Origin of the sequence: Bradyrhizobium sp. AUGA SZCCT0176 (assembly GCF_018130145.1) — a bacterium.
Lineage (GTDB): Bacteria > Pseudomonadota > Alphaproteobacteria > Rhizobiales > Xanthobacteraceae > Bradyrhizobium.
This window is the reverse complement of sequence record NZ_JAFCMB010000001.1, coordinates 151,343-174,655: the sequence shown is the minus strand read 5'-3', so window position 1 is coordinate 174,655 and position 23,313 is coordinate 151,343. Positions and strand designations below refer to the sequence as shown.

Here is a 23,313-nt window from a genome sequence, read left to right as displayed (position 1 = left end):
CGGCGAGAAGCCGTCTCCGCTGTCCCGGTGACCGGCTTTTTGCCTTTCCGAACCGTGGAGTAGAGCCATGTCTGAACCGGGCAAGGTGCAACTGGGGGTAAATTTGCTTTCCGCATTCACATCGACAATTGCCGTTGCCCTGGTCTTGGGCTTGCCAATGGCGGTCGCTATTATCTGGCTTTGCTCCTGATTTCTTCGCCTGGCCAGAGGGCAAGGCAGTGTTTGACTGGTGGAAATCGAAAAAGCCTTCGACGAAGTCCGCCGACACGGGGCGCGTTGGCGGACCGCACGCGATCCTTGAAGAAATACGCAGCCGCGTTCCGCGATACCTCGATGATGCCGATAACGGCAAACTGATCTATCCGGCCTGCAAGCGGGCGCTTTCGGATCTGGATGGCGATATCAGCTCGGTTTGGGATCACACCCGGCTCGAAGCGATGCGATATGTGACGATGGTGCCAAGCCCGCAATTCGAGTTGCTGACCGGTGCGGACCGCCAGATCGAGATGATGAACGCTTATCTGTTTCAGCGCCCTCACGACGAGACCGTGATCGATTTCACCGGAACTGCGACGACCGATTTTGCGATCGCTATTTTAGCTGGCCTCAATTGGCTGACACATTGCGCTCAATTGTCCGGCGTTCACCCCGGCAAGCAGTCCGGCACGATTCGTAATTTTCGAAGGATTGTCACGTTGGCGCACCAATGGTGGCTCACCGAGGGAGCCGGCGAACGCGCCAGCCAATTGCTTGATAATGGAGAGCAGCCACCACTGATGTTCTATTTGATTTGGAACGACTACACGCAACTGGCAAAGCACGTCGCGGCAGCCACCGTATTTGGATCGTCCATCAACCGTGCAGCAAAGCTGGTTGCACTTCCCGCCGACATCATTCCCCGTTTTGAGGCCGCTCAAGATCCCCTGGAACTGGCCGACGGCGCAGCACGGCCCCGCTAGTGTTGTGCGCCCACGGGTTCGAATGCCGGCACCCCGCCCATCGTACACGCCCTTACGTGACCTATCTCACATAACGATCCGCGGTCCTCGCCTAGTTTTCCCGCCACCAAAAACGGGAGACACATCATGCGCAAACTCATTCTGATCGCAGGGTTCGTTTTGGCGTCTGCCACCGCGCAAGGAGGGGATAACCGGAGCCTCTCGCTGGCCGGAAGCGGCCTGCAGACGACCGCCCCGGCACCCGCCCCCAAGGCAAACACAATTTCGCAGACCGCCGAAGCCCCGCGCGTTGCGGAAGTCGCGCAAGCAGCCGAAGCGCCAAAGGCGGACGCGCCGAAGACCGAGGCTCCGAAATATGTCGAGCGTCCGGCGATCGTCGAACCCAAGCCCGAACGCTACAGGGACGAGCCGCGATACAAGGAAGAACCACGGTATAAGGACGAACCGCGATATCGGGATGAGCCGAAATACAAGGACGACCCCCGATACTCGGACTCGCGTCGGCCGTATGACGATGGTCCGCGCTACGATAAGCCCCGGAAGAAGCGTTACTGGAACGAAGCGCGCATCATCAACGAACTGCGTCGGCACGGCATCTACTGGTAATCCGAGAAAACAAGATGCGCCCCCGGATCAATCCGGGGGCGCGTTGCTGCTTGGGATGATTGCGTTGGCGGCGCTGCCGCGATCGCCTTACTCCTGAGCCGTCTGCACCACGCTGGCGATCGGGCGGCTGGCGACGGTCGGGACCTTGAGGTCCTTGACCAGCATCGCATCATACTCGGCCAAGGTCTCAAGCTGCACCTTGGCCTTCATCAGCACGACCTTGTAGCCGCCGGCCTTGAGGCGGCGCAGCAGCGTCGGCAGCGCGGTCGCCGTGTGCTTCTGCAGATCGTGCATCAGGATGACGCCTTTGCCCTGCTTGTCGAGCTTGGTCATGACGTTCTGGATGACCTGGTCGGGACCGCTCGATTTGAAGTCGTTGGAATCGACGTCGACCGAGAACATCGAGATGTTTCGCGTGCCGAGATAGGCCAGCGTGGGTTGGGTGTGTCCGAGCCCGGGGAAGCGGAAGAACGGCGCGGGTGCAGCGCCGATCGCCATCTTCACGGCGCTGAAGCCCTTCTCGATCTCTTCCTTGGCCTGCGCTTCCGTCATCTTCTTGCTGTCGAGATGCGCGTGCGACCAGGTGTGCGAGCCGACGGTGTGGCCGGCTACGAAAACCTGGCGGAGGATTTCCGGGTGATAGGTGGTGTGCTTGCCGACCGGGAAGAACACCGCCTTGGTGCATTCGTCCGCCAGCGCCTTCAGCACCGCAGGCGTGGTCGGCCACGGACCGTCGTCGAAGGTCAGCACGACCTCTTTCTCGGTCAGGAAGTCGAATTGCTTGTATTGCAGGAAACCGAAACCCGGTCCGCCCGTGGTGTCGATAATGACGGTGCGGCTGACGCCGAGCGCATCGGGATTGGCGCAAACCGGTTTTGCGGCCACAGGCGCAGCAGGTGCGGGCGGCGGGGCCGGCTTCGTGAGCGACGCCGTTACCTCGACGTCATCCTTCGACTTGGCGGCGGCCGGCAACGGCTCGGCCTTGCGGGCGGCGACAGTTTGAGGGGCCGCATCGGCACGCGGCGAGGAGGTCCAGAACCAAACACCGGCGATCACAGCCGCCGAAACAACAGTGGCCAGCATCAGGCCTAACGCATTACGCATCGCTACACTTTCCACATAACGCAAGGGACACAACGCAACGGGCCATTAATGCCAATAAGGTCTTAACGCCTCCCCAACGCGGCGCCGGGAGTTCTGGAAAATTAGGGGCTTATCTCTGTGTGACGAACGTCACAGCGGGTGCGGGAACCCGGGTGCATGGTGCGGTCATCAACAAGGGGCCCCGCATCCGCGGCGCCAATGGGAGCCGAAAATGACCGCTTTCTTCACCACCGTTCGCAACGTCAGCATTGCGCTCGCCGTTGCCGCTTCGCTTTCCGCTGTTACCTCGACCGCGGGCTACGCCTTCAGCGAAGAAGCCCGCTCGCAGTGCACGGGCGATGCCTTCCGCCTCTGCAGCTCCGAAATCCCGAACATTCCGAAGATCACCGCCTGCATGGTCAAGAATCGCGGCAATCTCTCCAGCGGTTGCCGCGCGGTGATGGACCGCGATTTCGCCGCGCAGAAGTCCAGCAAGGTCGCCGCGCAATAATCCCATTCCGCCTCGGCTCTCGAAAAACGCTTGCGTCGATGCGACGCAGGCGTTTTTTTCGTTTCCCGGCCGCTGACTTCCTGCACCAAACCGTCTTTGCCGGACTAGGTCCGGGCTGGCTTTCGCCTGAAAACGCGATAGAAGGCGGGGATCGTTTATTGCTGTGTGTGAAGGCAACTAAGATGATCAGATTTCTTTTCGTTATTCCCTTGGTTCTGATGACCTCAATGGCTTCGGCGCAACAGCAGCCGGGCCATGACGCCTGCGCCCGCGACGTCTCGCGGTTTTGCCGCGCCCAGATGAATGACGGCGACATGGTCGTGCTGGCGTGCCTGCAGCAGAACCGCACCCGTATCAGCAAGGGCTGTCAGCAAACGCTGGCGAGCCACGGGCGGTAGTTAGTCTCTCCGTCATTCCGGGGCGTGCGAAGCACGAGCCCGGAATCTCGAGATTCCGGGTTCATCGCTCCGCGATGCCCCGGAATGACGATGGTGAGATATCTACGTACTGCTGCCCGCCACGGTCGCGACCGGCAACACCTCGTTGGCCGCGCGGTCGGGCGTATCTTCCTTCCAGCGCACCGATCCGAACGGTCGCTCCAGCATGCGGCGCACGCGGATCGGCTCGGGTCCGAGGTGGAAGTCGATCGCGCGCTGGTGCAGCGCGCGTTCGGATTGCGTCGCGCGGTTGCGCTGGCGCAGATAATCCAGCCAGGTCGGGCAGTGATAGCGTTCGGTCCACAATTCGGGATCGGCGATGTCGCGCGCGATCGACCAGCCATAGGCGCCGTTGCGCTGGCGGCTCAGCTGCACTTCCTGCATCACATTGTGGAACAGCCGGGCGTTGTCCTGCGCCACGCGATATTCGATCTCAACCACCAGCGGTCCGCTGCGTCCGGTCAGCGACAGCCGCACTTCGGGATCGGCCAGCACTTCGGTGGCAGCCTCGTTGCGCGCGCCGACCGGCGGCATGCGCAGCCAAATGCCGAGAACAGGCGAAACCAGCATCAGGCCTGCGGAGACCAGCAATGCGGCCTCGACGCCGGCGTAGTCCGTCAGATGGCCCCAGCCCCAGCTTCCGACCGCGATGCCGCCGGCGATCGCCGCCTGGAAGGCTGCCAGCGAGCGGCCCGCGACCCAGCGCGGCGCCGAGAGCTGCACGCCGATGTTGAACAGGGCGACCGCCAGCATCCACACGCCGCCGGCGAGTACGAGGGCCGCTGCGGTCAGCGCTGCGTTCTTGCTGAACGCCACCGCGGCAATCGCGCCGGCCATCGATATCGCGCAGGCGCGCACCGCGGCTTCGCCGCTCAGCCGCTTGCGCACTTCCGTGATGTTGAGCGCCCCGATAACGGCGCCCATGCCGAAGGCGCCTAACATGATGCCGTAGGTTTGCGCGCCGCCATGCAGCAGATCGCGCGCCACCAGCGGCATCAGCGCAGAGACCGAACCGCCGATCAGTCCGGTGACCAATGTTCGTATCAGCACGATGCGGATCGACGGCGAGTTGGCGATATAGCGCACGCCGGAGACCATCGCGCGGTTGAGACGCTCGCGCGGCAGGCGCGACGGCTCATGGGTGCGGTTCCACAGAAACAGCACGACCATCAGCGGCAGATAGAGCACCGCGTTGACCGCGAACGCCGCGACCGCACCCGCGGTCGCGACCACGATGCCGCCGACCGCCGGTCCAAAGCTTCGCGCGATGTTATAGCTGATGCCGTTGAGCGCGACGGCCTGCGGCAACGTTTCCGCCGGCACCTGCTCGCTGACCGAGGCCTGCCAGGCCGGCCCGAACAACGCCATGCCGCAGCCGACGATGAAGCACAGCGCCAGCAGCACATTCGGGGTGACGAGGTTGAACCACGCCAGCACGGTCAGCGCGGTGGCGCCGACCAGTGCGATCGACAGCGAGACCAGCGCCACGACGCGCCGGTCGTGCATGTCGGCGATGGCGCCGGCCGGCATCGAGATCAGCATGATGGGGAGCATCAGCGCGGTTTGCACCAATGCGACCTTGTCGGCCGAGGACGTCATCTGCGTCATCGCCCAGGCCGCGCCGACGCCCTGGATCAACAGGCCGAGATTGGACACCAGGCTGGCGAGCCATATCCGGCGGAACACCGCGTGCCGTAGCGGCGCTGCGATGCTGTCGGCGGCAAAACGCGAGCGCTTCGGCTGGTCGGTCATGGTCCGTTCCGCCTGTCCCCTGTCACCGGTTTGATTCCATTTGATTTTAAAGTGATGCCTGCGAAAACCCTGCCCTGTCCAGTAGTTACACCGCCCTCGGTGGTGCTAGGACACAGCTAAAGTACTGAAAAGTAACGGAAGGTCACAAGATGAGCCTATCGCGGCGATCGATCCTGAAAAGCGCCGGCGCGCTATCTTTGCTGGGCGGCCCCTTCGGATTCGGGGCGTTGGCACAGGCTGCGCCGGCTGTGCCTGCGGCCGCCGAGATTCCGCCGATCCTGTTCGTGCACGGCAATGGCGATCATGCCGCGCTCTGGATCACCACGCTGTGGCGGATGGAGTCGAACGGCGTGCCGCACGAGCGGATGTTCGCGATCAATTTCACCGATCCCCTGGCGCGCAGCGACGACAAGCTGGAGCAGCTGAACCGTTCGTCGACCGAAGACCAGCGCCGTGAACTTAGCGAGGCCATCAAGGAATTGAAGCGCCGCACCGGTGCGCCGCGCGTCGCGCTGGTCGGCAATTCGCGCGGCGGCAATTCGATCCGCAATTATGCCAAGAACGGCGGCGGCGATGTCAGCCATGCTGTGCTGTGCGGCGTTCCCAACCACGGCGTCTATGACTGGGACGACGGCCTCGGCGGCGAGTTCAACGGCCGTGGGCCTTTCCTGCGCGGCCTGAACGAGGGCGAAAACGAAGTCACTGATGGCACGGCATTTCTGACGCTGCGCAGCGACGGCATCGACAAATTCGCGCAAGCCGACGGCCGCTTCGTCGGCAAGCCGGGCACGCCAACCGGCGTGACCGCAGAAGGTCCGGCGCTGAAAGGTGCAACCAATCTGGCGCTCGGGGCAATCGATCATCGCGAGACCGCGTACCATCCGCGCGCGTTCCGCGAGATCTACAAATTCATTGCCGGCCGCGAACCGTCGCGTCTCGATATCGTGCCGGAAGCGCAGGTCAGGCTGAGCGGGCTGGTGACGGGCACGCCGACCGGCGTCCAGACCAACCGTCCGGTTTCCGGCGCAACGGTCGATGTCTATCGCGTCTCCGCCGAGACGGGCGAACGCAGTGGCGGGCCGATTCATTCTTCGCAGACCGGCGCCGATGGCCGCTGGGGTCCGGCGCAAGTCGACCCCAGCTGGTATCTCGAAATCGTGCTGACCTCGCCGCACGCAACCACGACGCATTCTTACCGTTCGCCATTCCCGCGCTCCTCCGACATCCTGCATTTGCGGGCCGCCCGGCCGCTCGGATCTGCCGATTCCGGCGCCGGCGCTGTGGTGCTGATGTCGCGGCCGCGGGGCTATTTCGGCCTGCCCCGCGACGTGGTCCTGTTCGACGGCAAGGAGCCCAAGGACGTGAAACCGGGCGTGCCGACCGATTCGGTCACCACCTTGCGGCTTCCGGTCGAGGAGGCCGGCCGCGCCGTGGTGGCGCTGTTCAACCAGGAGCGAATCGTGGCGCGGGCCTGGCCGGCAGCGGAAAACCGGATTGCGGTAGCTGAGCTGACTTATTAGCTGTTTTCTCGACTGTTACCGGTGCCGGCGCCTTTGTCATGCCGGGATCGGAGACATAGATAGATGTTGGATTAGATCTTGGCCCGCATGAGCGCAGCGATATGCGGGGCTTTGGCACCATCCCGGATATCGCTTCGCTCATCCGGGCTACGAAAGTGGCGCCCATGAGCATTGCCGAAGCCTACGACATGCCGGTTGCGCAGCCGCTGGTGCCACCGAGCCCGCCGCGTGCGCCCGACGACATGACGATGCTGCGGCGGATCAAGGCGATCCGCGAGAACGTGATCGGCAGCTGGGGCCAGCGGGCCTATGAAGAGGACATCGTCCGCGGCCGTTTTTTCCGGCGCAGCACTTTCATTCTCAACACGCCGGACGCCATCCGGCATGTCCTGGTCGACAATTACGAGAACTATACGCGCACGCCGGCCAGCTTCCGGGTGCTGCGGCCGCTGGTCGGCGACGGATTGTTGACCGCCGAGGGACGCGCCTGGAAACATCAGCGCCGAACGCTGTCGCCGGCCTTCACGCCGCGCGCGGTGACGACGCTGGTTCCGCACATGCTGGCCGCGACCGACGACACCATCGCCAAGCTCAGAACCGTCAGCCACGCGCCGGTGGATCTGCGCCAGGTCATGCAGCGGATGACGCTCGAGATTGCCGGACGCACGATGTTTTCGTTCGGCATGGACCGCCACGGCGCCGCCTTGCGCAATTTCGTGACGGAGTATGGCGAGCGGCTGGCGTCGCCGCATTTTCTCGACATGCTGCTGCCGCCGCGCTGGCCAAGCCCGCAGGATTTCGCGCGCGCCCGCTTCCGCAAGCGCTGGACGGCCTTTGTCGGCATGCTGATGGAAGAGCGCCGCGCCGCCGGCAAGACCGAAGGAGCGCCGCCGCGCGATCTGTTCGACCTGATGGGCGCGGCGCGCGATCCCGAAACCGGCGATGCCTTCACCGACGAACAGCTCGGCGATGAAGTCGCGACCATGATTCTCGCCGGCCACGAGACGACTGCCACCGCGCTGTTCTGGTCGCTCTATCTTCTGGCACTCGACCCCACGACCCAGGAACAGGTTGCAGCCGAGGTGCAGGGCGCGAGCGTCAATGGCGAGCTCGCCACCGTAAACGGGGCGGTTGACATCGAGCGGTTGAAGTTCACCCGCGCGGTGGTCGACGAGACCATGCGGCTTTACCCGCCCGCTTTCCTGATCATACGCGCGGCAGCCGGGCCGGATACGATCGGCGGCATGCCGGTGAAGATAAACGACGTCGTGCTGATCGCGCCGTGGCTGCTGCACCGGCACGAAAAATTGTGGCGCGATCCGAACGCATTCGTGCCCTCGCGCTTCATGACGGGGGCGCCGCCCGATCGCTTCGCCTATCTGCCGTTCGGTGTCGGCGCGCGCGTCTGCATCGGCGCGCATTTCGCGCTGGTGGAGGCGGTGCTGGCGCTGGCCAAGATGATCGGCGCGTTCCGTGTCAGCATGGTCGACAAGGCGCCGGTGATGCCGGTCGGCGTGGTGACGACCCAGCCGGACCGCTCACCGCTGTTTGCCATCGTGCCGCGGTAATGCGCATGGCGCATTGCCTGGCTTGGAGGCCCGCTCAAACTGCTCTAGGCTGCGATCATGAGTGACGTCAAAGCGCAATTTTCCATGCTCAATCAGACCGCCGATCCCGCGGTGGCCGATGCGATCCGGCTTGCGGTCGAGAACGGCCAGGACCATGAGCTCAACCGCATCAACGTGCTGGATTTTGCGAAACGCAGCGGGCTGGACGAAGAGCGGGTGATTTCGGGCTTTCTGCACGCGTCGCGGCTTGGATTGTTCGACCTGACCTGGAACGTGTTGTGCCCCGGTTGCGGCGGTGTGCTCGGCGCCCACAGCACGCTGAAATCGCTCAGTCCGGACGACTACCATTGCGGCCTTTGCGCCTGCGGTTACGAGGCCTCGGTCGACGAGCAGGTGGAGGTGGCCTTTACCGTCAGCCCCCGGGTCAGGCGCATCGCCGCGCATGATCCCAATACGCTGCCGGTCTGGGAATACTACAAACAGATGTTCTGGAGTTCGGGCATCGATTTCGACGCGGCTGATATCGCGACGCTGGCCGACGAGGTGACGTTGGATACGCTTGAACTGCCGGCGGGCGAGAAGGCGGTGCTGTCGCTGCAATTGCCGAAAGAATTCATCATCGTGTTCGAACCGGTGACGCATTCGGCGGAGTTCATCGACGTTCAGGGCGAGCCGACCAAGGAACGCCAGCAGCTGTCGCTGGTCTACAACAAGACCGCGACGCCGACGGGCGGAACCAGGACCCTGCGTCCAGGACCGCTGCGATTGTCGCTCGACAATCAGGCTGATGTGCGGACGTTGCCTACGGTCTTTATCGCTGGTGATGTGATGCATCACCTGATCGGCAAGCGGAAGCCGTTTCTCACGGCCAAGCGGATGCTGTCGAACCAGACCTTCCGCGACGTGTTCAAGGCCGACAATCTCAGCGTCGATCAACGCCTCAAGATCACGTCGCTGACCTTCCTGTTCACCGATCTGAAAGGATCGACCGCTCTGTACGAGCGGGTCGGCGATCTCGCCGCGTTCGATCTGGTGCGCGCACATTTCCACGCGCTGCTGGAAATCATCTCGTCGGAAAAGGGCGCCGTCGTCAAAACGATTGGCGATGCCGTGATGGCGACGTTCATCAAACCTGAACACGCGATCGTTGCAGGCTTGCGCATGCGCTCCGCGATGGACGCCCTCAATGCTGCGCGCGGCACCGAGGACCTCGTCGTCAAGATCGGCATTCACGAAGGCCCGTGTCTTGCCGTCATGCTCAACGACCGCCAGGACTATTTTGGCCAGACCGTGAATATCGCCGCCCGTGTGCAGAGCCTGTCGACCTCGCAGGAGATGCACATCACCGGTCCGGTAATCGAGTCGCCTGCGGTTGCCGGCATCCTCGAGAGGGAAGCGATCAAGCCGATCCAGAAACAGGCGGCGCTGCGCGGCATCGCCGACAAGATCGTGGTGTACGAAATACCGTGAGAGTGAGTCCGTCATTCCGGGGCGATGCGCAGCATCGAACCCGGAATCTCGAGATTCCCCGGTGCGCAATTGCGCACCTGAGGTCTGGTGCTCACGCACCATCCCGGAATGACGACGTATCCAGATTGCCTAAACGTAATGCTTCCCCGGCAGGCCCCGCGCATTGCGCAGCCTGATTTTCCACGCCATATAACCGCTATCAATCTTCGTTCCACAGAGGTGTCGATGCTCGACGGACTTCGCCAATTCATCGCCGACATTGTCTCCCCCGATGCGGATCGCGATCGGGCGTTCGACGATACCGGGTATCTGCTGGCGGCGACGGCGCTGCTGGTTCACGTCGTCTCGCTCGACGGCGAGCCGACGGCGCTGGAGAAGCGCAAATTGCACAGCCTGATCGAAAGCCGCTTTGAGCTCGATCCCGGCACCGCGGACCGATTGATTGCCTCGGCGACGCGGGTCGAAGGCGACGCGGTCGATCTCTATCATTTCACCAGCGTCATCATGCGCAGCGTGAATGAGGAAGGCAGGCTCCGCATCGTCGAGATGATGTGGGAAATGGTGTATGCCGACGGTGACGTCTCCGAGTTCGAGGATAACGTGCTCTGGCGCGCCGCAGATCTCCTGGGCGTCTCGTCGCGCGACCGGATCGATCTCAAGCACCGTGTCGCGGAGCGGCAAGGAAATTCTGAGGGCAAGTCTCAAGGCAAGCCGCTCGCGGGCGCGTCGAAGGCGGCCGACGCGACAACGTAAGCGGCCGCAGATGACGAAACTTTAATGTGGCGCGCGGCCCGCGATCCCGACGTGCGATAGACCCTGAAAATGCTGGACTTCGATTCAGTCAGCGCGTGCCTTTGCATGGCGATATGCTTGCGGGGTGGCTTGCGTCGCACCATAAGCCTATGCTCTCGTCCTCCCGTTGGGCGGTATTTCCGTAATTCATTTTAAGAGCATTCGATCGTGACTGAGCGTGTGGCGCTGATTACAGGTGCATCGGCGGGAATCGGCACCGAACTGGCGCGTGTGTTTGCATCCAGGGGCCATCGCGTGGCGCTGGTGGCGCGGCGCGCGGACCGGTTGACGGCATTGGCGGCTGAAATCACCGCGGCAGGCGGTGCGGCGCCGATCGTGATTCCCTGCGATCTCACCCAAACGGGGGCAACCGACCGGATTGCCGACGCACTGACGGCGGCCGGCGTCGAAGTGGAATACGTCGTCAACAATGCGGGCTTCGGCGTGTTCGGCAAAGCGATCCAGCGCGACCGCGCCGACCAGCTCGACATGATCACGGTCAACATCAGCGCGCTGACGGATCTGTCGCTGCGGTTTGCCGATCAGCTGATCCGCCATCGCGGCGGGCTGCTCAACATGGGCTCGGTTGCAGCTTTTCTGCCGGGTCCGGGGATGGCGGTCTATTACGCGTCCAAGGCCTATGTCTTGTCGTTCACCGAAGCGATGCGGGCGGAACTGGCGCCGCGCGGCGTGCGCGTGACCGTGGTGTGCCCCGGCCCGGTGCCGTCGGAGTTCCAGGCCCGCGCCGGCTTTGCGCCCGGATTCGATTCGGTGATCCTCAACGTCCTGCCCGCCGATGTCGCCAAACAGGCCTATGACGGCCTGATGGCCAACAAGCGCGCGGTGTTGCCCGGTGTTGGCATCAAGATCGTGCCGTTCCTGCTCAGGTTCTTCCCGCGCTCTTTCATCCTGGCGGCGGTTGGCCGTTTCCAGCTGCGCAAGCGCTGAAAGGTGGCGTGATACGCCTCACAGACGCTCTGGCCCGCGATTTGCTTGCAGATATTTGCAAATATCTGCAGGCCCCGCATGAACTCACCTGAAATTAAGACTCACTTAGGTATGGTTTTGGTTTGAGGCCCTGAGCACGTCGATGTCGTTCCGGTCGCGAAAAAATGGCGAAAACGTCCTGCCCTTTCCGGGGCAAAGGGCGCTGGCCGCCGCGCCGACCCAAGAAACCCTACCTCTGCTGCCGGTCCTGATCGTCCTGCACCAGGAGAGCTCGACGCCGGGCCGGGTCGGCAACGCGCTGCGTGCGCTGGGGCATACCCTCGACATTCGCCGCCCGAGGTTTGGCGACCCTCTGCCGGAGACGCTGGATCTGCATGCCGGCGCGGTGATCTTCGGCGGCCCGATGAGCGCCAATGACCCTGACGAATATGTGCGCCGGGAGATCGACTGGATCGAGGTTCCCCTGCGCGAGCAGCGCCCATTCCTCGGCGTCTGCCTCGGCGCCCAGATGCTCGCCAAACAATTGGGCGCGCCGGTAGCACCCCATCCGCAAGGCCGTACCCAGATCGGCTATTACCCGATCCGCCCGACGAAAGCCGGCCACGCGGTTTGCCCGAACTGGCCGGATCAGGTTTACCACTGGCACCGCGAGGGGTTCGAGCTGCCGGCCGGCGCCGAATTGCTGGCGGAGGGCGACGACTTTCCGGTGCAGGCGTTCCAGTCCGGCCATGCCTTCGGCTTCCAGTTTCACCCCGACGTGACCTACGCGATGATGCATCGCTGGACCACGCGCTGCGAGACAATGGATTTGCCGGGTGCGCGGGCGCCGCATTCGCACTTTGCCGATCGCGCGGTGCACGACGTCGCTGAGCGCGCGTGGCTGCAGCAATTCATCGCCGGCTGGCTCAAGCGCATGCCGATGTCGATCATGTCGGAAGCTGCCGAATAGCCGCCACGCGGAATTTCCCCGCGCCTCCACGCGCCTTTCAAAATCATCAGATGTGCTAATCTGTCCGCATGGCGTGGCCGAAAGGCTCGCGCGCGAAACTCAATAAAAGAAAACAAGAGGGAGATCGCCGTGGACTATCAGCATATTCTTTATGAGGTCAGCGAGAAGGTCGCGACCATTACGCTCAACCGGCCGGACCGCATGAACGCGTGGACCGCGATCATGGAGCGCGACGTGCGCCATGCGATGGAAACGGCGGCCGCCGACGACAATGTGCGCGTCATCGTGCTGACAGGCGCGGGTCGCGCGTTCTGCGCCGGCGCCGATATGGAAGGGTTGAAGGGGATCGATCCCAACGAAATCAGGCGCGGCGAGAACACGCCGTTCGACATGAACCGGCGTGCCGACTGGCAGACGCGCTACGCTTATTACCCGGCGATTCCAAAACCCGTGATCGGCATGCTGAACGGCGCCACCGCCGGCATCGGCCTCGTGCATGCGCTGTATTGCGATCTGCGCTTTGCCGCCGACAACACCGTGTTCACGACCGCGTTCTCGCGCCGCGGGCTGATCGCCGAGCATGGCATCAGCTGGATGCTGCCGCGAATCGTCGGCCACGCCAACGCGCTCGATCTGCTGATGTCCTCGCGCCGCGTTTCCAGCGAGGAAGCGCTGCGCATCGGCCTCGTCAACCGCCTCTATGCGCCGGATCAATTGCGCGAGCAAACCTACGCCTATGCCCGCGACCTCGCCGATTTCGTCTCGCCCAGCGCGATCTCGGTGATCAAGCGCCAGCTCTACGACGCGCCGTTCCAGACCCTCGCCGAGGCCACCATCGACGCCAACCGGGAAATGCAGATCGCGCTCAAGGGCAGCGATTTCAAAGAGGGCGTGGCGAGCTTCATGGAGAAGCGGCCGCCAAGGTTTACGGGGAAGTGAGGGGGAGTAGCCCGGATGAGCGAAGCGATATCCGGGACTTTCCGGCAGACCCCGCTACGTACTCTGTGTGTTGAACCAGCCCGTCGTCGCCCTTCGGGCTATGCCGGGCGCCACGCGTAGCCCGAAGGGCGAAGCGTGAAGCGTGGTGGAGCCAGGCGGGATCGAACCGCCGACCTCGTCATTGCGAACGACGCGCTCTCCCAGCTGAGCTATGGCCCCGTCGCGGCCGCCCAAACTGAGAACAGGCGACCGACAATCGGCGCCATTTACAGTCCGGCCCAAGGTCAAGTCAAGAACGGTTAAAGCGCCGATTCCGGGGTCTTTTTGATGGGAACTTCCCTTGTTTGCGGGGGGATGAACCGATATCTAGCAGGTTACCCCACCTGCGAGCCCCCTCCATCATGCGCGCTGTCCTCGACATCATCTCCATCGTCCTCGACCTCTATATCTGGCTCTTGATCGCCTCCGCCATCCTGTCCTGGCTGATCGCCTTCAATGTCGTGAATACGCGCAACCAGTTCGTCGCGGCGGTGGCCGAATTCCTCTACCGGATCACCGAGCCGGTGCTGGCTCCGATACGCCGGATGCTGCCCAGTCTGGGCGGGCTCGACATCTCGCCGATTGTCCTGATCCTGATCATCATGTTCATCCAGCGGGTGATCGCCTACTACATCTATCCCAACGTCATCTGATCGAGGGCGCCGCGAATTGATGGATCCTTGGCGTTATTCCACCGAGGGCATCAGTGTGGCGCTGCGGGTCACGCCGCGCGGCGGCCGCGACGACATCGACGGGATTGAAACGCTCGCCAACGGGCGTTCCGTGGTCAAGGTGCGGGTTCGCGCCCTCGCCGAGGGCGGCGAGGCCAATCGCGCGGTCATGGAACTGATGGCAAAGGCGCTCGGCGTGCCCAAGGCCAGGGTGAAAATCCTGTCGGGCGTGACATCGCGTCTCAAGCAGGTTGCCGTCGACGGCGATCCCAAATCGCTCGGCGATACCTTGCGCAGGCTGACCGCAGTCAAACCGGATACGAAGGATTGAGATGACCGCCCGCATCATCGATGGAAAGATCATTGCAGCAGAGCTCCGCGGCCGCGTTGCCGGCGAGGTCGCACGGATCAAGGCCGCGCATCAGATAATTCCGGGGCTCGCGGTGGTGCTGGTCGGCAGCGACCCGGCGAGCCAGGTCTATGTCCGCAGCAAGCACAAGCAGACCCAGGAAGCCGGCATGGCGTCGTTCGAGCACGTGCTGCCCGAAGACGTCGCGCAGACGGACTTGCTGGCGTTGATCGCGCAACTCAATCGCGATCCCGCGGTGCATGGCATTCTCGTGCAACTGCCGCTGCCGAAATCGCTGCATACCGAGACCGTCATCAATGCGATCGATCCCGCCAAGGATGTCGACGGGCTGCATCCGAACAATGCCGGGCGCCTCGCCGGTGGCTTTGCCGCGCTGTCGCCGTGCACGCCGCTCGGCTGCATTATTCTCACCAAGAGCGTGCATGCCTCGCTCGAGGGCATGAACGCCATCGTGATCGGCCGCTCCAACCTTGTCGGCCGTCCCCTGGTGCAGTTGCTGCTCAATGAAAACGCGACGGTGACGATCGCACATTCGCGCTCGCGCGATCTGGCGCAATTATGCGCCCGCGCCGATCTGGTCTATGCGGCCGTCGGCAAGCCGGAAATGGTGCGCGGCGACTGGATCAAGCCGGGCGCTACCGTGATCGACGTCGGCATCAACCGCCTGCCGGCCGCCGACGGCAAGACGCGCCTGGTCGGCGACGTCGCCTATGCCGAAGCGCTCAACGTCGCCGGTGCGATCACGCCGGTGCCGGGCGGCGTCGGGCAAATGACGGTGGCGTGCCTGCTGGTGAACACGCTGCGCGCGGCGTGTGCGATTCATGGGTTGCCGAAGCCGGCTGTTTAGGGTCTCACACGCGAATCTCACCTCGTCATTGCCTGCGACAAACGCGAAGCGTTTGCGCACGGGAGCGCAGCGACGAAGCAATCTATTCTTTCCCCGCATGGAGGGATGGATTGCTTGGACTCGCTCGCAATGACGAAGGAAAGTTTCACCCCGCCGCGTTCTCGATCAGCCGCCGATAAAACCGGATCATGTCGGCATAGCCTTCCAGGCTGAGGCGCTCGTTGGTGCCGTGGAAGCGCTTCAGATCGTCGGAATTGGCGCGCACCGGCGAGAAGCGGAAAATCTTGTCGGTGATCCCGGCAAAGTGGCGCGAATCGGTCGCGCCCACCATCAGTCCGGGCGCCACGATGACGTCAGGAAAAACCTCGCGGATGGTACGGTTGAACATCTGGAACGATGGGCTCGCGGTGCCCGTCACGGGTGGCGGATCGGTGTTGCCGGGGAACGGTTTGATCGAAATGCGGTCGTTGCGGATCGTGCTGCGCACATGGTCGGTGACGCTGGCCTGGGTGTCGCCTGGGATCATGCGGAAGTTGACGGTGGCTTCGGCGTTGCCGGGCAGCACGTTATCCTTGTCGCCGGCATTGAAAATCGTCAGCGCCGTGGTGGTGCGGATTGTCGCCTCGCTCGGGCCGTTCTTCTCGAACTCGCGGAGCAACAGCGGCTTGAACAGCCACAGGTTCGACAGCACCACGCGGTTGAAGCCGTTCATCTCCGGCGCCAGCGTGTCGAACATTTCGGCGACCGTGCCGCGGATATACATCGGCAGGCGGTGGTCTTCGAGCCGCGCCAGCGCCGCGCTCAGCATGCCGATCGCGGTGTCGCGCGGCGGCATTGAGGAATGACCGGGCGTTGCCTGCGCGTTCAGGACCAGCGTGGCGTAGCCCTTTTCGGCAACGCCGATCAGCGCCGCTGATTTGTCGAGGCCCTTGATCATGCCTTCGGTGATCAGGAGGCCCTCGTCGACGACGAAATCGAGGCGGACGCCGCGCGCGGCCAGCAACGCCGCGATGGCCTTGGCGCCCGCGGTGCCGGCAGTTTCCTCGTCATGGCCAAAGGCAAAGTAGACCGTTCGCTTCGGCCGGAAGCCGCCCTTGGTCATCGTCTCGGCGGCCTCCAGCATCGAATAGAGGTTGCCCTTGTCATCCCAGGAGCCGCGGCCCCAGATGAAACCATCGGCAACGACGCCGTCAAAAGGCGGTTGCTGCCAGTCCTTCTCGGTGCCAGGCGCCACCGGCACCACGTCCTGATGCGCGAGCAGCGCGATCGGCGGCGCTTTGGAGTCGGAGCCTTCCCAGGTGTAGAGCAGGCTGTACTGGCCGACGATCTCGCGCTTCGCCGCGGCGTGGAACGCCGGAAAGCTCCTCTCGATATGCGTCTGCATGCCGCGCAAGGCCTCGGCGTGCTGGTCGGGGTTTTCGTGGCTCGAAATGGTGCGGAAGCGGATCGCCTCGCTGAGGCGCGCCGCAACGGCCTGCGCGTCAACCGCCACGCGCGGGATGGCCGCCACCTGAATTTGCCGCGAACCATGGCTGACGACGTTGAACGCCAGCACGCCGGCGAGGATCACGATAACAGCGATCAGGAGCAGCGCGAGATTGCGGATAATTCTGACCAGCCGGCGCATGGGTCTCTCCGTCATGGCCGGGCATAGCCGTCTGAAGGACGGCGTCGCTTCCGCTCGCCTATGTCCCGGCCATCCACGTCCTTCTTTCTGCGCGTGACTAAAGACGTGGATGCCCGGCACAAGGCCGGGCACGACGATCTATCACAAAGAATTGGTCCCGTGGCGCTAACCGCCTACTTCTTCCCCTGCGCCCGTTCGATGCCTTCGAGGATCAGCCTTTGGGCGTCGTTGGCATCGCCCCAGCGCAGCACCTTGACCCATTTGCCGGGTTCGAGATCCTTGTAGTGCTCGAAGAAGTGCTGGATCTGCTGCAGCGTGATGTCGGGAAGGTCGTTGTAGTTCTTCACCTTGTCATAGCGCTGCGTCAGCTTCGACGTCGGCACCGCGATGATCTTCTCGTCGCCGCCGGCCTCGTCTTCCATCAAGAGCACGCCGACCGGCCGCACGCTCATGACGGCGCCCGGCACGATCGCGCGGGTATTGGCGACCAGCACGTCGCAGGGATCGCCGTCGCCCGACAGCGTATGCGGGATGAAGCCGTAATTGCCGGGATAGCGCATCGCCGTATAGAGGAAGCGGTCGACGACCAGCGTGCCGGCCTCCTTGTCCATTTCATATTTGATCGGCTCGCCGCCGACCGGCACTTCGATGATGACGTTGACGTCATGCGGCGGATTCTTACCGGTTGAAATGGCGTCAATGCGCATTGGAGGGCTCCGTGGTTGCTTGGCGCAGTCGTGTTTCGACTGGCTGAATGGTCATGCCTGGCAAATGCGCCAGGCGCGTGTTTCGCGCTGGATCCCCGGCGTATCCATCGCATGCAGGCGGCTATTAGAAATGATGGGAGGCTAGGTCAAGCCATACTGAAGGCGCGAGTCGCGCTTTCGTCTGATATGACGATCAGGTCGAAAATGGGCGTTTCAGGCTGGCTCAGTTGGTCCAGGCGAAGGCGACCTTGTCGAGCGATTTGGGCCCGAACTTCTCCGACGAGCGGGCGACCATGCGGCCGCCGAGCGCGCGATAAAACTCCGTCGCGGGATCGTTGTCGGACAGCGCCCAGATCACCATGCTCTTGAGGCCGCTCTGCAAGAGATCGCGGCGGGCGGAGGTGAAGAGGCGGCGGCCGAAGCCGAGACCCTGGAATTCCGGACGCAGATAGAGCTCGTAGATTTCGCCTTCGAAATGCAGGCTGCGGGCGCGGTTGCGGCCGTAATTGGCATAGCCCGCGACCTTGTCGCCGAACACCAGCACGCTGACGCGGCTGCCCTTGCGGATCGCGCTGTCCCACCATTGCGGACCGCGACGGTTGATCAGCTTTTCAAGTTCGGCGCCGGGAATGATGCCCTGATAGGCCGAGCGCCAGGCTTCGTCATGGGTGGACGCCACCGCGGCTGCATCCGCAGCTTTGGCCGGTCGAACCTCGATCAGGGTTGTGCTCATGACCCCAATCAAAGCAAGTCAGCGCGTTGTCTTCAAGGTCCATCGTTAATTATCGGTTAACCTGTGGATTTTCTGCATCAGTTTCCGGCCCGGTTGTACCGAAAAAGGACAAGAGGCTGACTTTACCGGCATTTCGTTGATCTTCGGCCGGGCTAAACCATGCTCAGAATGATATCCGGGAACGTCTCCGGGAATTCTGGCACGGAAAAATGCGCTGGATTTGATTCGCCGCCGGTATTCTGTTGTCGAATTCGGATTCCCCATCCTTCGGCTGCGTCAGGCCAATTCATGCATCCGGCTAAAGTGATAATCGCAGTGGTTGTGCTTGCCGCGCTCGGTGTGAAGCCCGGTGCGGCCCAGCAAAACCTCGGCGCGCAAGACACCGAGGGCGAACCTAATCGCCTGCAGCAATGGCTGGTGCCGTCGCCTGACTTCGGTCCCCCGTCGCATGCGGTGTTGTTTCGTCCACCGGGCGCCGGCCCGTTTCCGCTCGCGCTGATTGCGCATGCTACCACCCAGAACGTGTTGCGTCGCGCGCAAATGCCGCAGCCCGAATACCGCGCGCTCGCCGCGTGGCTGGTGGCGCGCGGCTTTGCCGTGCTGGTGCCGGAGCGTCCGGGCCATGGCGCCACGGGCGGCAAATATCTCGAAGACCAGGGCGGCTGCGACGAGGCTGATTACGCCAGGTCAGGCCGCGCCACCGCCGATGTGATCGCAGCGGCAATGGGCTTTGTGCGCAAGCAACCGTTCATCCGGTCAGACGGAATGATCGTGATCGGGCACTCGGCCGGCGGCTGGGGCGCGCTGGCGCTGGCCAGTGAAGACCCGAAGGACGTTGCCGCGATAATCGCCTTTGCGCCCGGCCGCGGCGGCCATGCCAATGATTTTCCGGGTCGGGTCTGCGCGCCGCACACGCTGATTGCCGCCGCACGGGAATTCGGCAAAACCGCGCGCGTGCCCGTCACATGGTTGGTGGCGGCCAATGACAGCTATTTTTCGCCTGTTCTGTCGCGGCAACTGGCGGACGCGTTCCGCAACGCCGGCGGCAAGGTCGATTTTCGCGTGCTCGGGGCCTATGGCAGTGAAGGGCACTGGCTGCCGGAAACCGAAGCTGGTGTAACAAGCGCTGCCAATGAACTCGATCGCGCCTTGAAGCTGCGCGCGCAAAGCCCGGCCAAAAAACGATGACGCAACGATGACGCTGTATTTCGCGATCAAATATCTGCACGTGCTTGGCGCCATCGTCATTCTCGGCACCGGCAGCGGCATCGCGTTTTTCATGCTGATGGCGCATCGCAGCGGTGACGCTTCCTTCATCGCCCGCACCGGGTCGACGGTGGTGATTGCCGACATGCTGTTCACGCTGACGGCGGTGCTGCTGCAGCCCATCACCGGCGGTCTCTTGATGATGCTGTCATCGACGGGATTTGGCGAACTCTGGATTTCGGCCTCGCTCGGGCTGTATGCGGCGGCGGGGCTGTTCTGGGTGCCCGTGATTTTCATGCAGATCGAGATGCGCGATCTGGCGCGCGTCGCCGCGGCTGCGAATGCAGCGCTGCCGCCGCGCTATTTCGCGCTATTCCGGCGCTGGTTCCTGTTCGGTATTCCAGGCTTTGGTTCGGTCATGGCGATCCTGTGGCTGATGATCGCGAAGCCGGTTTAAAGCATGATCCGGAAAAGTGGGTACCGGTTTTCCGAAGAGATCATGCTCAAACAAAAAGGGTAGAGAGGGATGGCGATTCGAAGAAGCGTCATTCCTCTCTAGAGATGCACATGAACTCGGAAGTCGCTACTCGAAAAATCCTCGTCCTCGGCGCTTCCGGCCTGATCGGCAGGTACATCACCGATGATCTGCGATTGCAGGGCTTTCAGGCGGTCGGGGTCGCGCGGCATTTCGAACCGTCACAAAAGACTGGCGCTTCCGACCTTGAGCTTCCGATCATGTCGATGGACGCAGCCTCGCTGGCGCGGTTGATCCGCGAGCGCGAGATCGATGTCGTGGTCAATTGCCTCGGCGTATTGCAAGACGGGCCGGGCAGCGACACCCGCGCGGTGCATCGTGATTTCGTCGAGCGGCTGCTGGCGGCGCTCCGCGACAGCGGCCGCGCGGTGCGTTTTGTCCATATCTCCATTCCCGGCACCGCCGATGAGGACCGCACCGCGTTCAGCACCACCAAGCGCGAGGCCGAGCGGCTGATTGCTGCGTCCGGTATTCCCTACGCAATCCTGCGTCCGGGATTTGTCGTGGCACCTTCGGCCTATGGCGGCAGCGCGCTGCTGCGCGCGCTGGCGGCATTTCCGCTGCAATTGCCCGGTGACGAATCGGCGACGCCGTTCCAGCCGGTGGCGGTCGAGGATGTTTCCGCGACCATCACCTGGCTCGCCACACGCGACATCGACGATCCCGCGGCAAACGCCGTGACCTGGGACCTGATGCAGCCGCAGCCGATCACGCTTGGCAATGTCATCGATCAATTCCGCTGGTCGTTCGGCACTTCCCACATGCCGCGGATCACGCTTCCCGGTTTCCTGCTCAATCTCGGCGCTAAGTCGGGCGATCTCGCCAACAGGCTGGGCTGGATGCCGCCGATGCGCTCGACGGCGATTGCCGAACTGCGCCGCGGCGTCACCGGCGATTCCGCGAGTTGGATGGCGGCGACCGGCATTGTGCCGAAGACGCTGGCGCAGGCGGTGGGCGGGCATGCTGCCACCATCCAGGACAAATGGTTCGCGCGGTTGTTCCTGGTCAAGGCGCTCGTGATCGCGAGCCTTGCGGTGTTCTGGATCGTGTCGGGCTTCATCTCGCTGGTGATCTCGTTTTCCGCCGCTGCCGATATTTTGCGGGCGCACGGTTTCCCGCAATGGCTGGTCGCGCCGATGACGGCGATTACCAGCCTGATGGATATGAGCATCGGGGTGTTGATCGCTTTCCGTCGCACCGCCGCAGTCGGACTGATCGCCGGCATCGTCGTCGCGCTGGGCTACATGGTGGGCGCTGCGATCCTGACGCCGGATCTCTGGATCGAGCCGCTCGGCGCGCTGGTCAAGACGGGACCGGCGATCGTGCTGATGTTCGTCGCCTTACTGACGCTGGATAATCGATGAACAGATGGCCGGACGATGACGTGATCCTCTACGACGGCGTCTGCGTCTTCTGCTCGCGCTGGGTCCGCTTCGTCGCCACGCGAGACGCTGAACGCCGCTTTCGCTTCACGCCGATCCAGTCCGGCTACGGCACGCGGCTGGCACAGGCGTTCGGCATCAATCCCGATGATCCCGATACCAACGCCGTCGTTCATGGTGGCGTCGCATATTTCAAATCCGACGCGGCGCTGACGGTGCTCGGCGCGTTGCCCGGCTGGGGATGGACGCGTGCGCTGTTTGCGGTGCCGAAGCCGTTGCGCGACGGCGTCTACAGCCTCGTCGCGCGTAACCGCTACCGGATTTTCGGCAAGTATGAGCAATGTTTTGTGCCCGATGATGATATGCGCGCGCGGGTGATGGAGTAGATTCGCATGATTGGCGCCATTGCACATCCCACACATCATGTCCCGGCGGGTGAGGATTTTCTGCTGCTGTCGCCGACCGAGCAGGCCTACGCCTATCGCAATGTCGATCGCATGTTCGTGACGCGGGCGATCCGCCGCGGGACGACGGTTCTTCCACTGCAGCGCGGCGAAGAGATCTCGCCGCATTATCAGGCCGATGGGAAAACGCACAGCGTCGATGCGTATTTCGGCCGTGCCAATGTTGCGGGGTTGCTTGTCATCAAGGACGAAAAAATCGTTCTGGAACGCTACGCGCTCGGGTTGGAGGAGAACGTGCGCTGGTCCTCGATGTCGATGATCAAGTCGCTGACGTCGACGCTGATCGGCGCCGCCTTGCAGCAGGGCGCCATCGGCAGTCTCGAAGATGCTGTCTCGAAATACATCCCGGCATTGCGCGGCTGCGCCTATGACGCCGTCACTATTCGCCATCTGATCACGATGTCCTCCGGCGTGCGCTGGAACGAGGATTACACCGACCGGAATTCCGACGTGAACCGCTACAGCAAATCGCTCGGCGACAAGGTCCCCGGCGGCGTGCTGGCGCTGATGCGCAGCCTGAAGGCCGAACACCGGCCCGGCAGTCACTTCAACTACAACAGCGGCGATACCTATTTGCTCGGCAGCCTGCTGTCGGCCGCGACAGGAAAAACGCTGGCCGACTATATGTCGGAGACGATCTGGTCGCCCCTCGGCATGGAGTTCGACGCGTTCTATACGCTGGAGTCCGACGGCGGCCAGGAAATCGGCGGCAGCCGTGCCGGAATAGTTTTGCGGGATTTTGGCCGGTTCGGCGTGTTTCTCCTGCGTGGCGGCGTGATTGACGGCACATCAGTGCTGCCATCCGACTGGATCGAAAGCGCCGTCCATCCCGCTTTCGTCCTCGATCCCGAAACCAATCGCTACGGCGCGCGCGGCTACGGCTACAGCTGGTGGATCGATCCTGACGGTTCGATGGTCGCCCTCGGCTTTGCCGGCCAGGCACTCTACGTCAACCGCAAAGCGGGGGTCGTGATCGTTACCCTGTCATGCCAGCCGCAGCCGCCGTATGCGGCGAGCTATGGTGTTGATCTCAAGGCGGAGCAGCATCTGTTCAAGGATGCGGTGCTGGCGGCACTTTGACGATTGTGAACGTGAGTGGCGCTAACTCTCGTGCAGCCGTCATTGCGAGCTAAGCGAAGCAATCCATTCTTTCTTTGTCGCGGCATGGATTGCTTCGTCGCTCCGCTCCTCGCAATGA

25 protein-coding genes and 1 tRNA gene are annotated in these 23,313 nt (G+C 63.1%); 20 read left to right on the top strand and 6 right to left on the bottom strand.

Annotation, left to right across the window (positions count from 1 at the left end; all coding sequences use genetic code 11):
• Nucleotides 1-67 precede the first annotated feature (67 nt).
• The 3 genes from JQ600_RS37160 (at nucleotide 68) to JQ600_RS00865 (ending at nucleotide 1,565) form a co-directional block, all read left to right on the top strand.
• Complete coding sequence (locus tag JQ600_RS37160) at nucleotides 68-190, top strand: hypothetical protein (protein ID WP_283813455.1); 123 nt, start codon at nucleotides 68-70, stop codon at nucleotides 188-190.
• Nucleotides 191-218: 28 nt separating this feature from the next.
• The gene (locus tag JQ600_RS00870) at nucleotides 219-959 is read left to right on the top strand and encodes a hypothetical protein (RefSeq protein ID WP_212466497.1); all 741 of its coding nucleotides are present in this window, start codon (nucleotides 219-221) and stop codon (nucleotides 957-959) included.
• A gap of 126 nt (nucleotides 960-1,085) precedes the next feature.
• Nucleotides 1,086-1,565 (top strand): hypothetical protein, encoded by a 480-nt coding sequence (locus tag JQ600_RS00865; protein WP_212389467.1) that lies wholly within the window; start codon nucleotides 1,086-1,088, stop codon nucleotides 1,563-1,565.
• A gap of 87 nt (nucleotides 1,566-1,652) precedes the next feature.
• Here the strand turns inward: JQ600_RS00865 and JQ600_RS00860 are convergent, their stop codons facing one another.
• Nucleotides 1,653-2,669: a polysaccharide deacetylase family protein gene (locus JQ600_RS00860; RefSeq protein ID WP_212389466.1), complete on the bottom strand. Its 1,017-nt coding sequence runs from the start codon at nucleotides 2,667-2,669 to the stop codon at nucleotides 1,653-1,655.
• A 211-nt stretch (nucleotides 2,670-2,880) separates the two neighbouring features.
• Between JQ600_RS00860 and JQ600_RS00855 the strand changes: the two genes are divergently transcribed.
• Both JQ600_RS00855 and JQ600_RS00850 read left to right on the top strand, forming a co-directional pair.
• Complete coding sequence (locus JQ600_RS00855) at nucleotides 2,881-3,159, top strand: hypothetical protein (RefSeq protein ID WP_212268631.1); 279 nt, start codon at nucleotides 2,881-2,883, stop codon at nucleotides 3,157-3,159.
• 182 nt (nucleotides 3,160-3,341) lie between these two features.
• The gene (locus tag JQ600_RS00850; RefSeq protein WP_212389465.1) at nucleotides 3,342-3,557 is read left to right on the top strand and encodes a hypothetical protein; all 216 of its coding nucleotides are present in this window, start codon (nucleotides 3,342-3,344) and stop codon (nucleotides 3,555-3,557) included.
• Between the two features lie 102 nt (nucleotides 3,558-3,659).
• Here JQ600_RS00850 and JQ600_RS00845 read toward each other — a convergent pair whose 3' ends face one another.
• Nucleotides 3,660-5,348, bottom strand: coding sequence for an MFS transporter (locus JQ600_RS00845; RefSeq protein ID WP_212389464.1), 1,689 nt, complete (start codon nucleotides 5,346-5,348; stop codon nucleotides 3,660-3,662).
• A gap of 149 nt (nucleotides 5,349-5,497) precedes the next feature.
• On the opposite strand from JQ600_RS00845, the gene JQ600_RS00840 reads away from it, so the two are divergent.
• The 7 genes from JQ600_RS00840 (at nucleotide 5,498) to JQ600_RS00810 (ending at nucleotide 13,534) form a co-directional block, all read left to right on the top strand.
• Nucleotides 5,498-6,868 carry a hydrolase gene (locus JQ600_RS00840; protein WP_212389463.1) on the top strand — a complete coding sequence of 457 codons (1,371 nt, stop codon included), beginning with the start codon at nucleotides 5,498-5,500 and terminating at the stop codon, nucleotides 6,866-6,868.
• A gap of 164 nt (nucleotides 6,869-7,032) precedes the next feature.
• Nucleotides 7,033-8,436 (top strand): cytochrome P450, encoded by a 1,404-nt coding sequence (locus JQ600_RS00835; protein WP_212389462.1) that lies wholly within the window; start codon nucleotides 7,033-7,035, stop codon nucleotides 8,434-8,436.
• A 57-nt stretch (nucleotides 8,437-8,493) separates the two neighbouring features.
• Entirely contained in the window at nucleotides 8,494-9,906 is a 1,413-nt protein-coding gene (locus JQ600_RS00830; RefSeq protein WP_212268641.1) for an adenylate/guanylate cyclase domain-containing protein, read from the top strand.
• A 225-nt stretch (nucleotides 9,907-10,131) separates the two neighbouring features.
• Nucleotides 10,132-10,659, top strand: coding sequence for a TerB family tellurite resistance protein (locus JQ600_RS00825; RefSeq protein ID WP_212389461.1), 528 nt, complete (start codon nucleotides 10,132-10,134; stop codon nucleotides 10,657-10,659).
• Between the two features lie 207 nt (nucleotides 10,660-10,866).
• Nucleotides 10,867-11,646 (top strand): SDR family oxidoreductase, encoded by a 780-nt coding sequence (locus JQ600_RS00820; RefSeq protein ID WP_212389460.1) that lies wholly within the window; start codon nucleotides 10,867-10,869, stop codon nucleotides 11,644-11,646.
• Nucleotides 11,647-11,788: 142 nt separating this feature from the next.
• Nucleotides 11,789-12,595, top strand: a complete 807-nt coding sequence (locus JQ600_RS00815; protein ID WP_212389459.1) for a glutamine amidotransferase — start codon at nucleotides 11,789-11,791, stop codon at nucleotides 12,593-12,595.
• A gap of 129 nt (nucleotides 12,596-12,724) precedes the next feature.
• Nucleotides 12,725-13,534, top strand: coding sequence for an enoyl-CoA hydratase (locus tag JQ600_RS00810; protein WP_212489630.1), 810 nt, complete (start codon nucleotides 12,725-12,727; stop codon nucleotides 13,532-13,534).
• Between the two features lie 143 nt (nucleotides 13,535-13,677).
• Here JQ600_RS00810 and JQ600_RS00805 read toward each other — a convergent pair.
• A tRNA-Ala gene (locus JQ600_RS00805) sits at nucleotides 13,678-13,753 on the bottom strand.
• Between the two features lie 182 nt (nucleotides 13,754-13,935).
• On the opposite strand from JQ600_RS00805, the gene JQ600_RS00800 reads away from it, so the two are divergent.
• From JQ600_RS00800 to folD, 3 genes are read left to right on the top strand one after another with little or no spacing between them, the layout of a single operon-like run.
• A complete protein-coding gene (locus JQ600_RS00800) occupies nucleotides 13,936-14,226 on the top strand; it encodes a YggT family protein (protein WP_212268646.1) in 291 nt (96 codons plus the stop codon).
• Between the two features lie 19 nt (nucleotides 14,227-14,245).
• Nucleotides 14,246-14,575 carry a DUF167 domain-containing protein gene (locus tag JQ600_RS00795; RefSeq protein WP_212389457.1) on the top strand — a complete coding sequence of 110 codons (330 nt, stop codon included), beginning with the start codon at nucleotides 14,246-14,248 and terminating at the stop codon, nucleotides 14,573-14,575.
• 1 nt (nucleotide 14,576) lies between these two features.
• Nucleotides 14,577-15,461, top strand: a complete 885-nt coding sequence (folD, locus tag JQ600_RS00790; RefSeq protein WP_212268648.1) for a bifunctional methylenetetrahydrofolate dehydrogenase/methenyltetrahydrofolate cyclohydrolase FolD — start codon at nucleotides 14,577-14,579, stop codon at nucleotides 15,459-15,461.
• Nucleotides 15,462-15,606: 145 nt separating this feature from the next.
• Here the strand turns inward: folD and JQ600_RS00785 are convergent, their stop codons facing one another.
• From JQ600_RS00785 to JQ600_RS00775, 3 genes are all read right to left on the bottom strand, one after another.
• Complete coding sequence (locus JQ600_RS00785) at nucleotides 15,607-17,088, bottom strand: M20 family peptidase (RefSeq protein WP_212389456.1); 1,482 nt, start codon at nucleotides 17,086-17,088, stop codon at nucleotides 15,607-15,609.
• A 173-nt stretch (nucleotides 17,089-17,261) separates the two neighbouring features.
• Nucleotides 17,262-17,795, bottom strand: a complete 534-nt coding sequence (gene ppa / locus JQ600_RS00780) for an inorganic diphosphatase (protein ID WP_212268650.1) — start codon at nucleotides 17,793-17,795, stop codon at nucleotides 17,262-17,264.
• Nucleotides 17,796-18,018: 223 nt separating this feature from the next.
• Nucleotides 18,019-18,528 carry a GNAT family N-acetyltransferase gene (locus tag JQ600_RS00775; protein ID WP_192739389.1) on the bottom strand — a complete coding sequence of 170 codons (510 nt, stop codon included), beginning with the start codon at nucleotides 18,526-18,528 and terminating at the stop codon, nucleotides 18,019-18,021.
• Between the two features lie 288 nt (nucleotides 18,529-18,816).
• Between JQ600_RS00775 and JQ600_RS00770 the strand changes: the two genes are divergently transcribed.
• From JQ600_RS00770 to JQ600_RS00750, 5 genes are all read left to right on the top strand, one after another.
• Nucleotides 18,817-19,716 carry a serine aminopeptidase domain-containing protein gene (locus JQ600_RS00770; protein WP_212389455.1) on the top strand — a complete coding sequence of 300 codons (900 nt, stop codon included), beginning with the start codon at nucleotides 18,817-18,819 and terminating at the stop codon, nucleotides 19,714-19,716.
• 7 nt (nucleotides 19,717-19,723) lie between these two features.
• A complete protein-coding gene (locus JQ600_RS00765) occupies nucleotides 19,724-20,191 on the top strand; it encodes a DUF2269 domain-containing protein (protein ID WP_212268652.1) in 468 nt (155 codons plus the stop codon).
• A gap of 110 nt (nucleotides 20,192-20,301) precedes the next feature.
• The gene (locus JQ600_RS00760; RefSeq protein ID WP_212389454.1) at nucleotides 20,302-21,633 is read left to right on the top strand and encodes an SDR family oxidoreductase; all 1,332 of its coding nucleotides are present in this window, start codon (nucleotides 20,302-20,304) and stop codon (nucleotides 21,631-21,633) included.
• Nucleotides 21,630-22,037: a thiol-disulfide oxidoreductase DCC family protein gene (locus JQ600_RS00755; protein WP_212389453.1), complete on the top strand. Its 408-nt coding sequence runs from the start codon at nucleotides 21,630-21,632 to the stop codon at nucleotides 22,035-22,037. Before JQ600_RS00760 ends, JQ600_RS00755 begins: the two co-directional genes overlap by 4 nt.
• Nucleotides 22,038-22,043: 6 nt before the next feature.
• Nucleotides 22,044-23,195, top strand: coding sequence for a serine hydrolase (locus JQ600_RS00750; RefSeq protein WP_212389452.1), 1,152 nt, complete (start codon nucleotides 22,044-22,046; stop codon nucleotides 23,193-23,195).
• Nucleotides 23,196-23,313 lie beyond the last annotated feature (118 nt).

Coding starts and splice junctions, on each gene's coding strand:
- JQ600_RS00785 (WP_212389456.1), bottom strand. CDS start 17,088: ATGCGCCGGCTGGTCAGAATTATCCGCAATCTCGCGCTGCTCCTGATC.
- JQ600_RS00835 (WP_212389462.1), top strand. CDS start 7,033: ATGAGCATTGCCGAAGCCTACGACATGCCGGTTGCGCAGCCGCTGGTG.
- JQ600_RS00830 (WP_212268641.1), top strand. CDS start 8,494: ATGAGTGACGTCAAAGCGCAATTTTCCATGCTCAATCAGACCGCCGAT.
- JQ600_RS00815 (WP_212389459.1), top strand. CDS start 11,789: ATGTCGTTCCGGTCGCGAAAAAATGGCGAAAACGTCCTGCCCTTTCCG.
- JQ600_RS00770 (WP_212389455.1), top strand. CDS start 18,817: ATGCATCCGGCTAAAGTGATAATCGCAGTGGTTGTGCTTGCCGCGCTC.
- JQ600_RS00845 (WP_212389464.1), bottom strand. CDS start 5,348: ATGACCGACCAGCCGAAGCGCTCGCGTTTTGCCGCCGACAGCATCGCA.
- JQ600_RS00865 (WP_212389467.1), top strand. CDS start 1,086: ATGCGCAAACTCATTCTGATCGCAGGGTTCGTTTTGGCGTCTGCCACC.
- JQ600_RS00800 (WP_212268646.1), top strand. CDS start 13,936: ATGCGCGCTGTCCTCGACATCATCTCCATCGTCCTCGACCTCTATATC.
- JQ600_RS00840 (WP_212389463.1), top strand. CDS start 5,498: ATGAGCCTATCGCGGCGATCGATCCTGAAAAGCGCCGGCGCGCTATCT.
- JQ600_RS00750 (WP_212389452.1), top strand. CDS start 22,044: ATGATTGGCGCCATTGCACATCCCACACATCATGTCCCGGCGGGTGAG.
- JQ600_RS00755 (WP_212389453.1), top strand. CDS start 21,630: ATGAACAGATGGCCGGACGATGACGTGATCCTCTACGACGGCGTCTGC.
- JQ600_RS00760 (WP_212389454.1), top strand. CDS start 20,302: ATGAACTCGGAAGTCGCTACTCGAAAAATCCTCGTCCTCGGCGCTTCC.
- JQ600_RS00775 (WP_192739389.1), bottom strand. CDS start 18,528: ATGAGCACAACCCTGATCGAGGTTCGACCGGCCAAAGCTGCGGATGCA.
- JQ600_RS37160 (WP_283813455.1), top strand. CDS start 68: ATGTCTGAACCGGGCAAGGTGCAACTGGGGGTAAATTTGCTTTCCGCA.
- ppa (WP_212268650.1), bottom strand. CDS start 17,795: ATGCGCATTGACGCCATTTCAACCGGTAAGAATCCGCCGCATGACGTC.
- JQ600_RS00795 (WP_212389457.1), top strand. CDS start 14,246: ATGGATCCTTGGCGTTATTCCACCGAGGGCATCAGTGTGGCGCTGCGG.
- JQ600_RS00765 (WP_212268652.1), top strand. CDS start 19,724: ATGACGCTGTATTTCGCGATCAAATATCTGCACGTGCTTGGCGCCATC.
- JQ600_RS00855 (WP_212268631.1), top strand. CDS start 2,881: ATGACCGCTTTCTTCACCACCGTTCGCAACGTCAGCATTGCGCTCGCC.
- JQ600_RS00860 (WP_212389466.1), bottom strand. CDS start 2,669: ATGCGTAATGCGTTAGGCCTGATGCTGGCCACTGTTGTTTCGGCGGCT.
- folD (WP_212268648.1), top strand. CDS start 14,577: ATGACCGCCCGCATCATCGATGGAAAGATCATTGCAGCAGAGCTCCGC.
- JQ600_RS00825 (WP_212389461.1), top strand. CDS start 10,132: ATGCTCGACGGACTTCGCCAATTCATCGCCGACATTGTCTCCCCCGAT.
- JQ600_RS00850 (WP_212389465.1), top strand. CDS start 3,342: ATGATCAGATTTCTTTTCGTTATTCCCTTGGTTCTGATGACCTCAATG.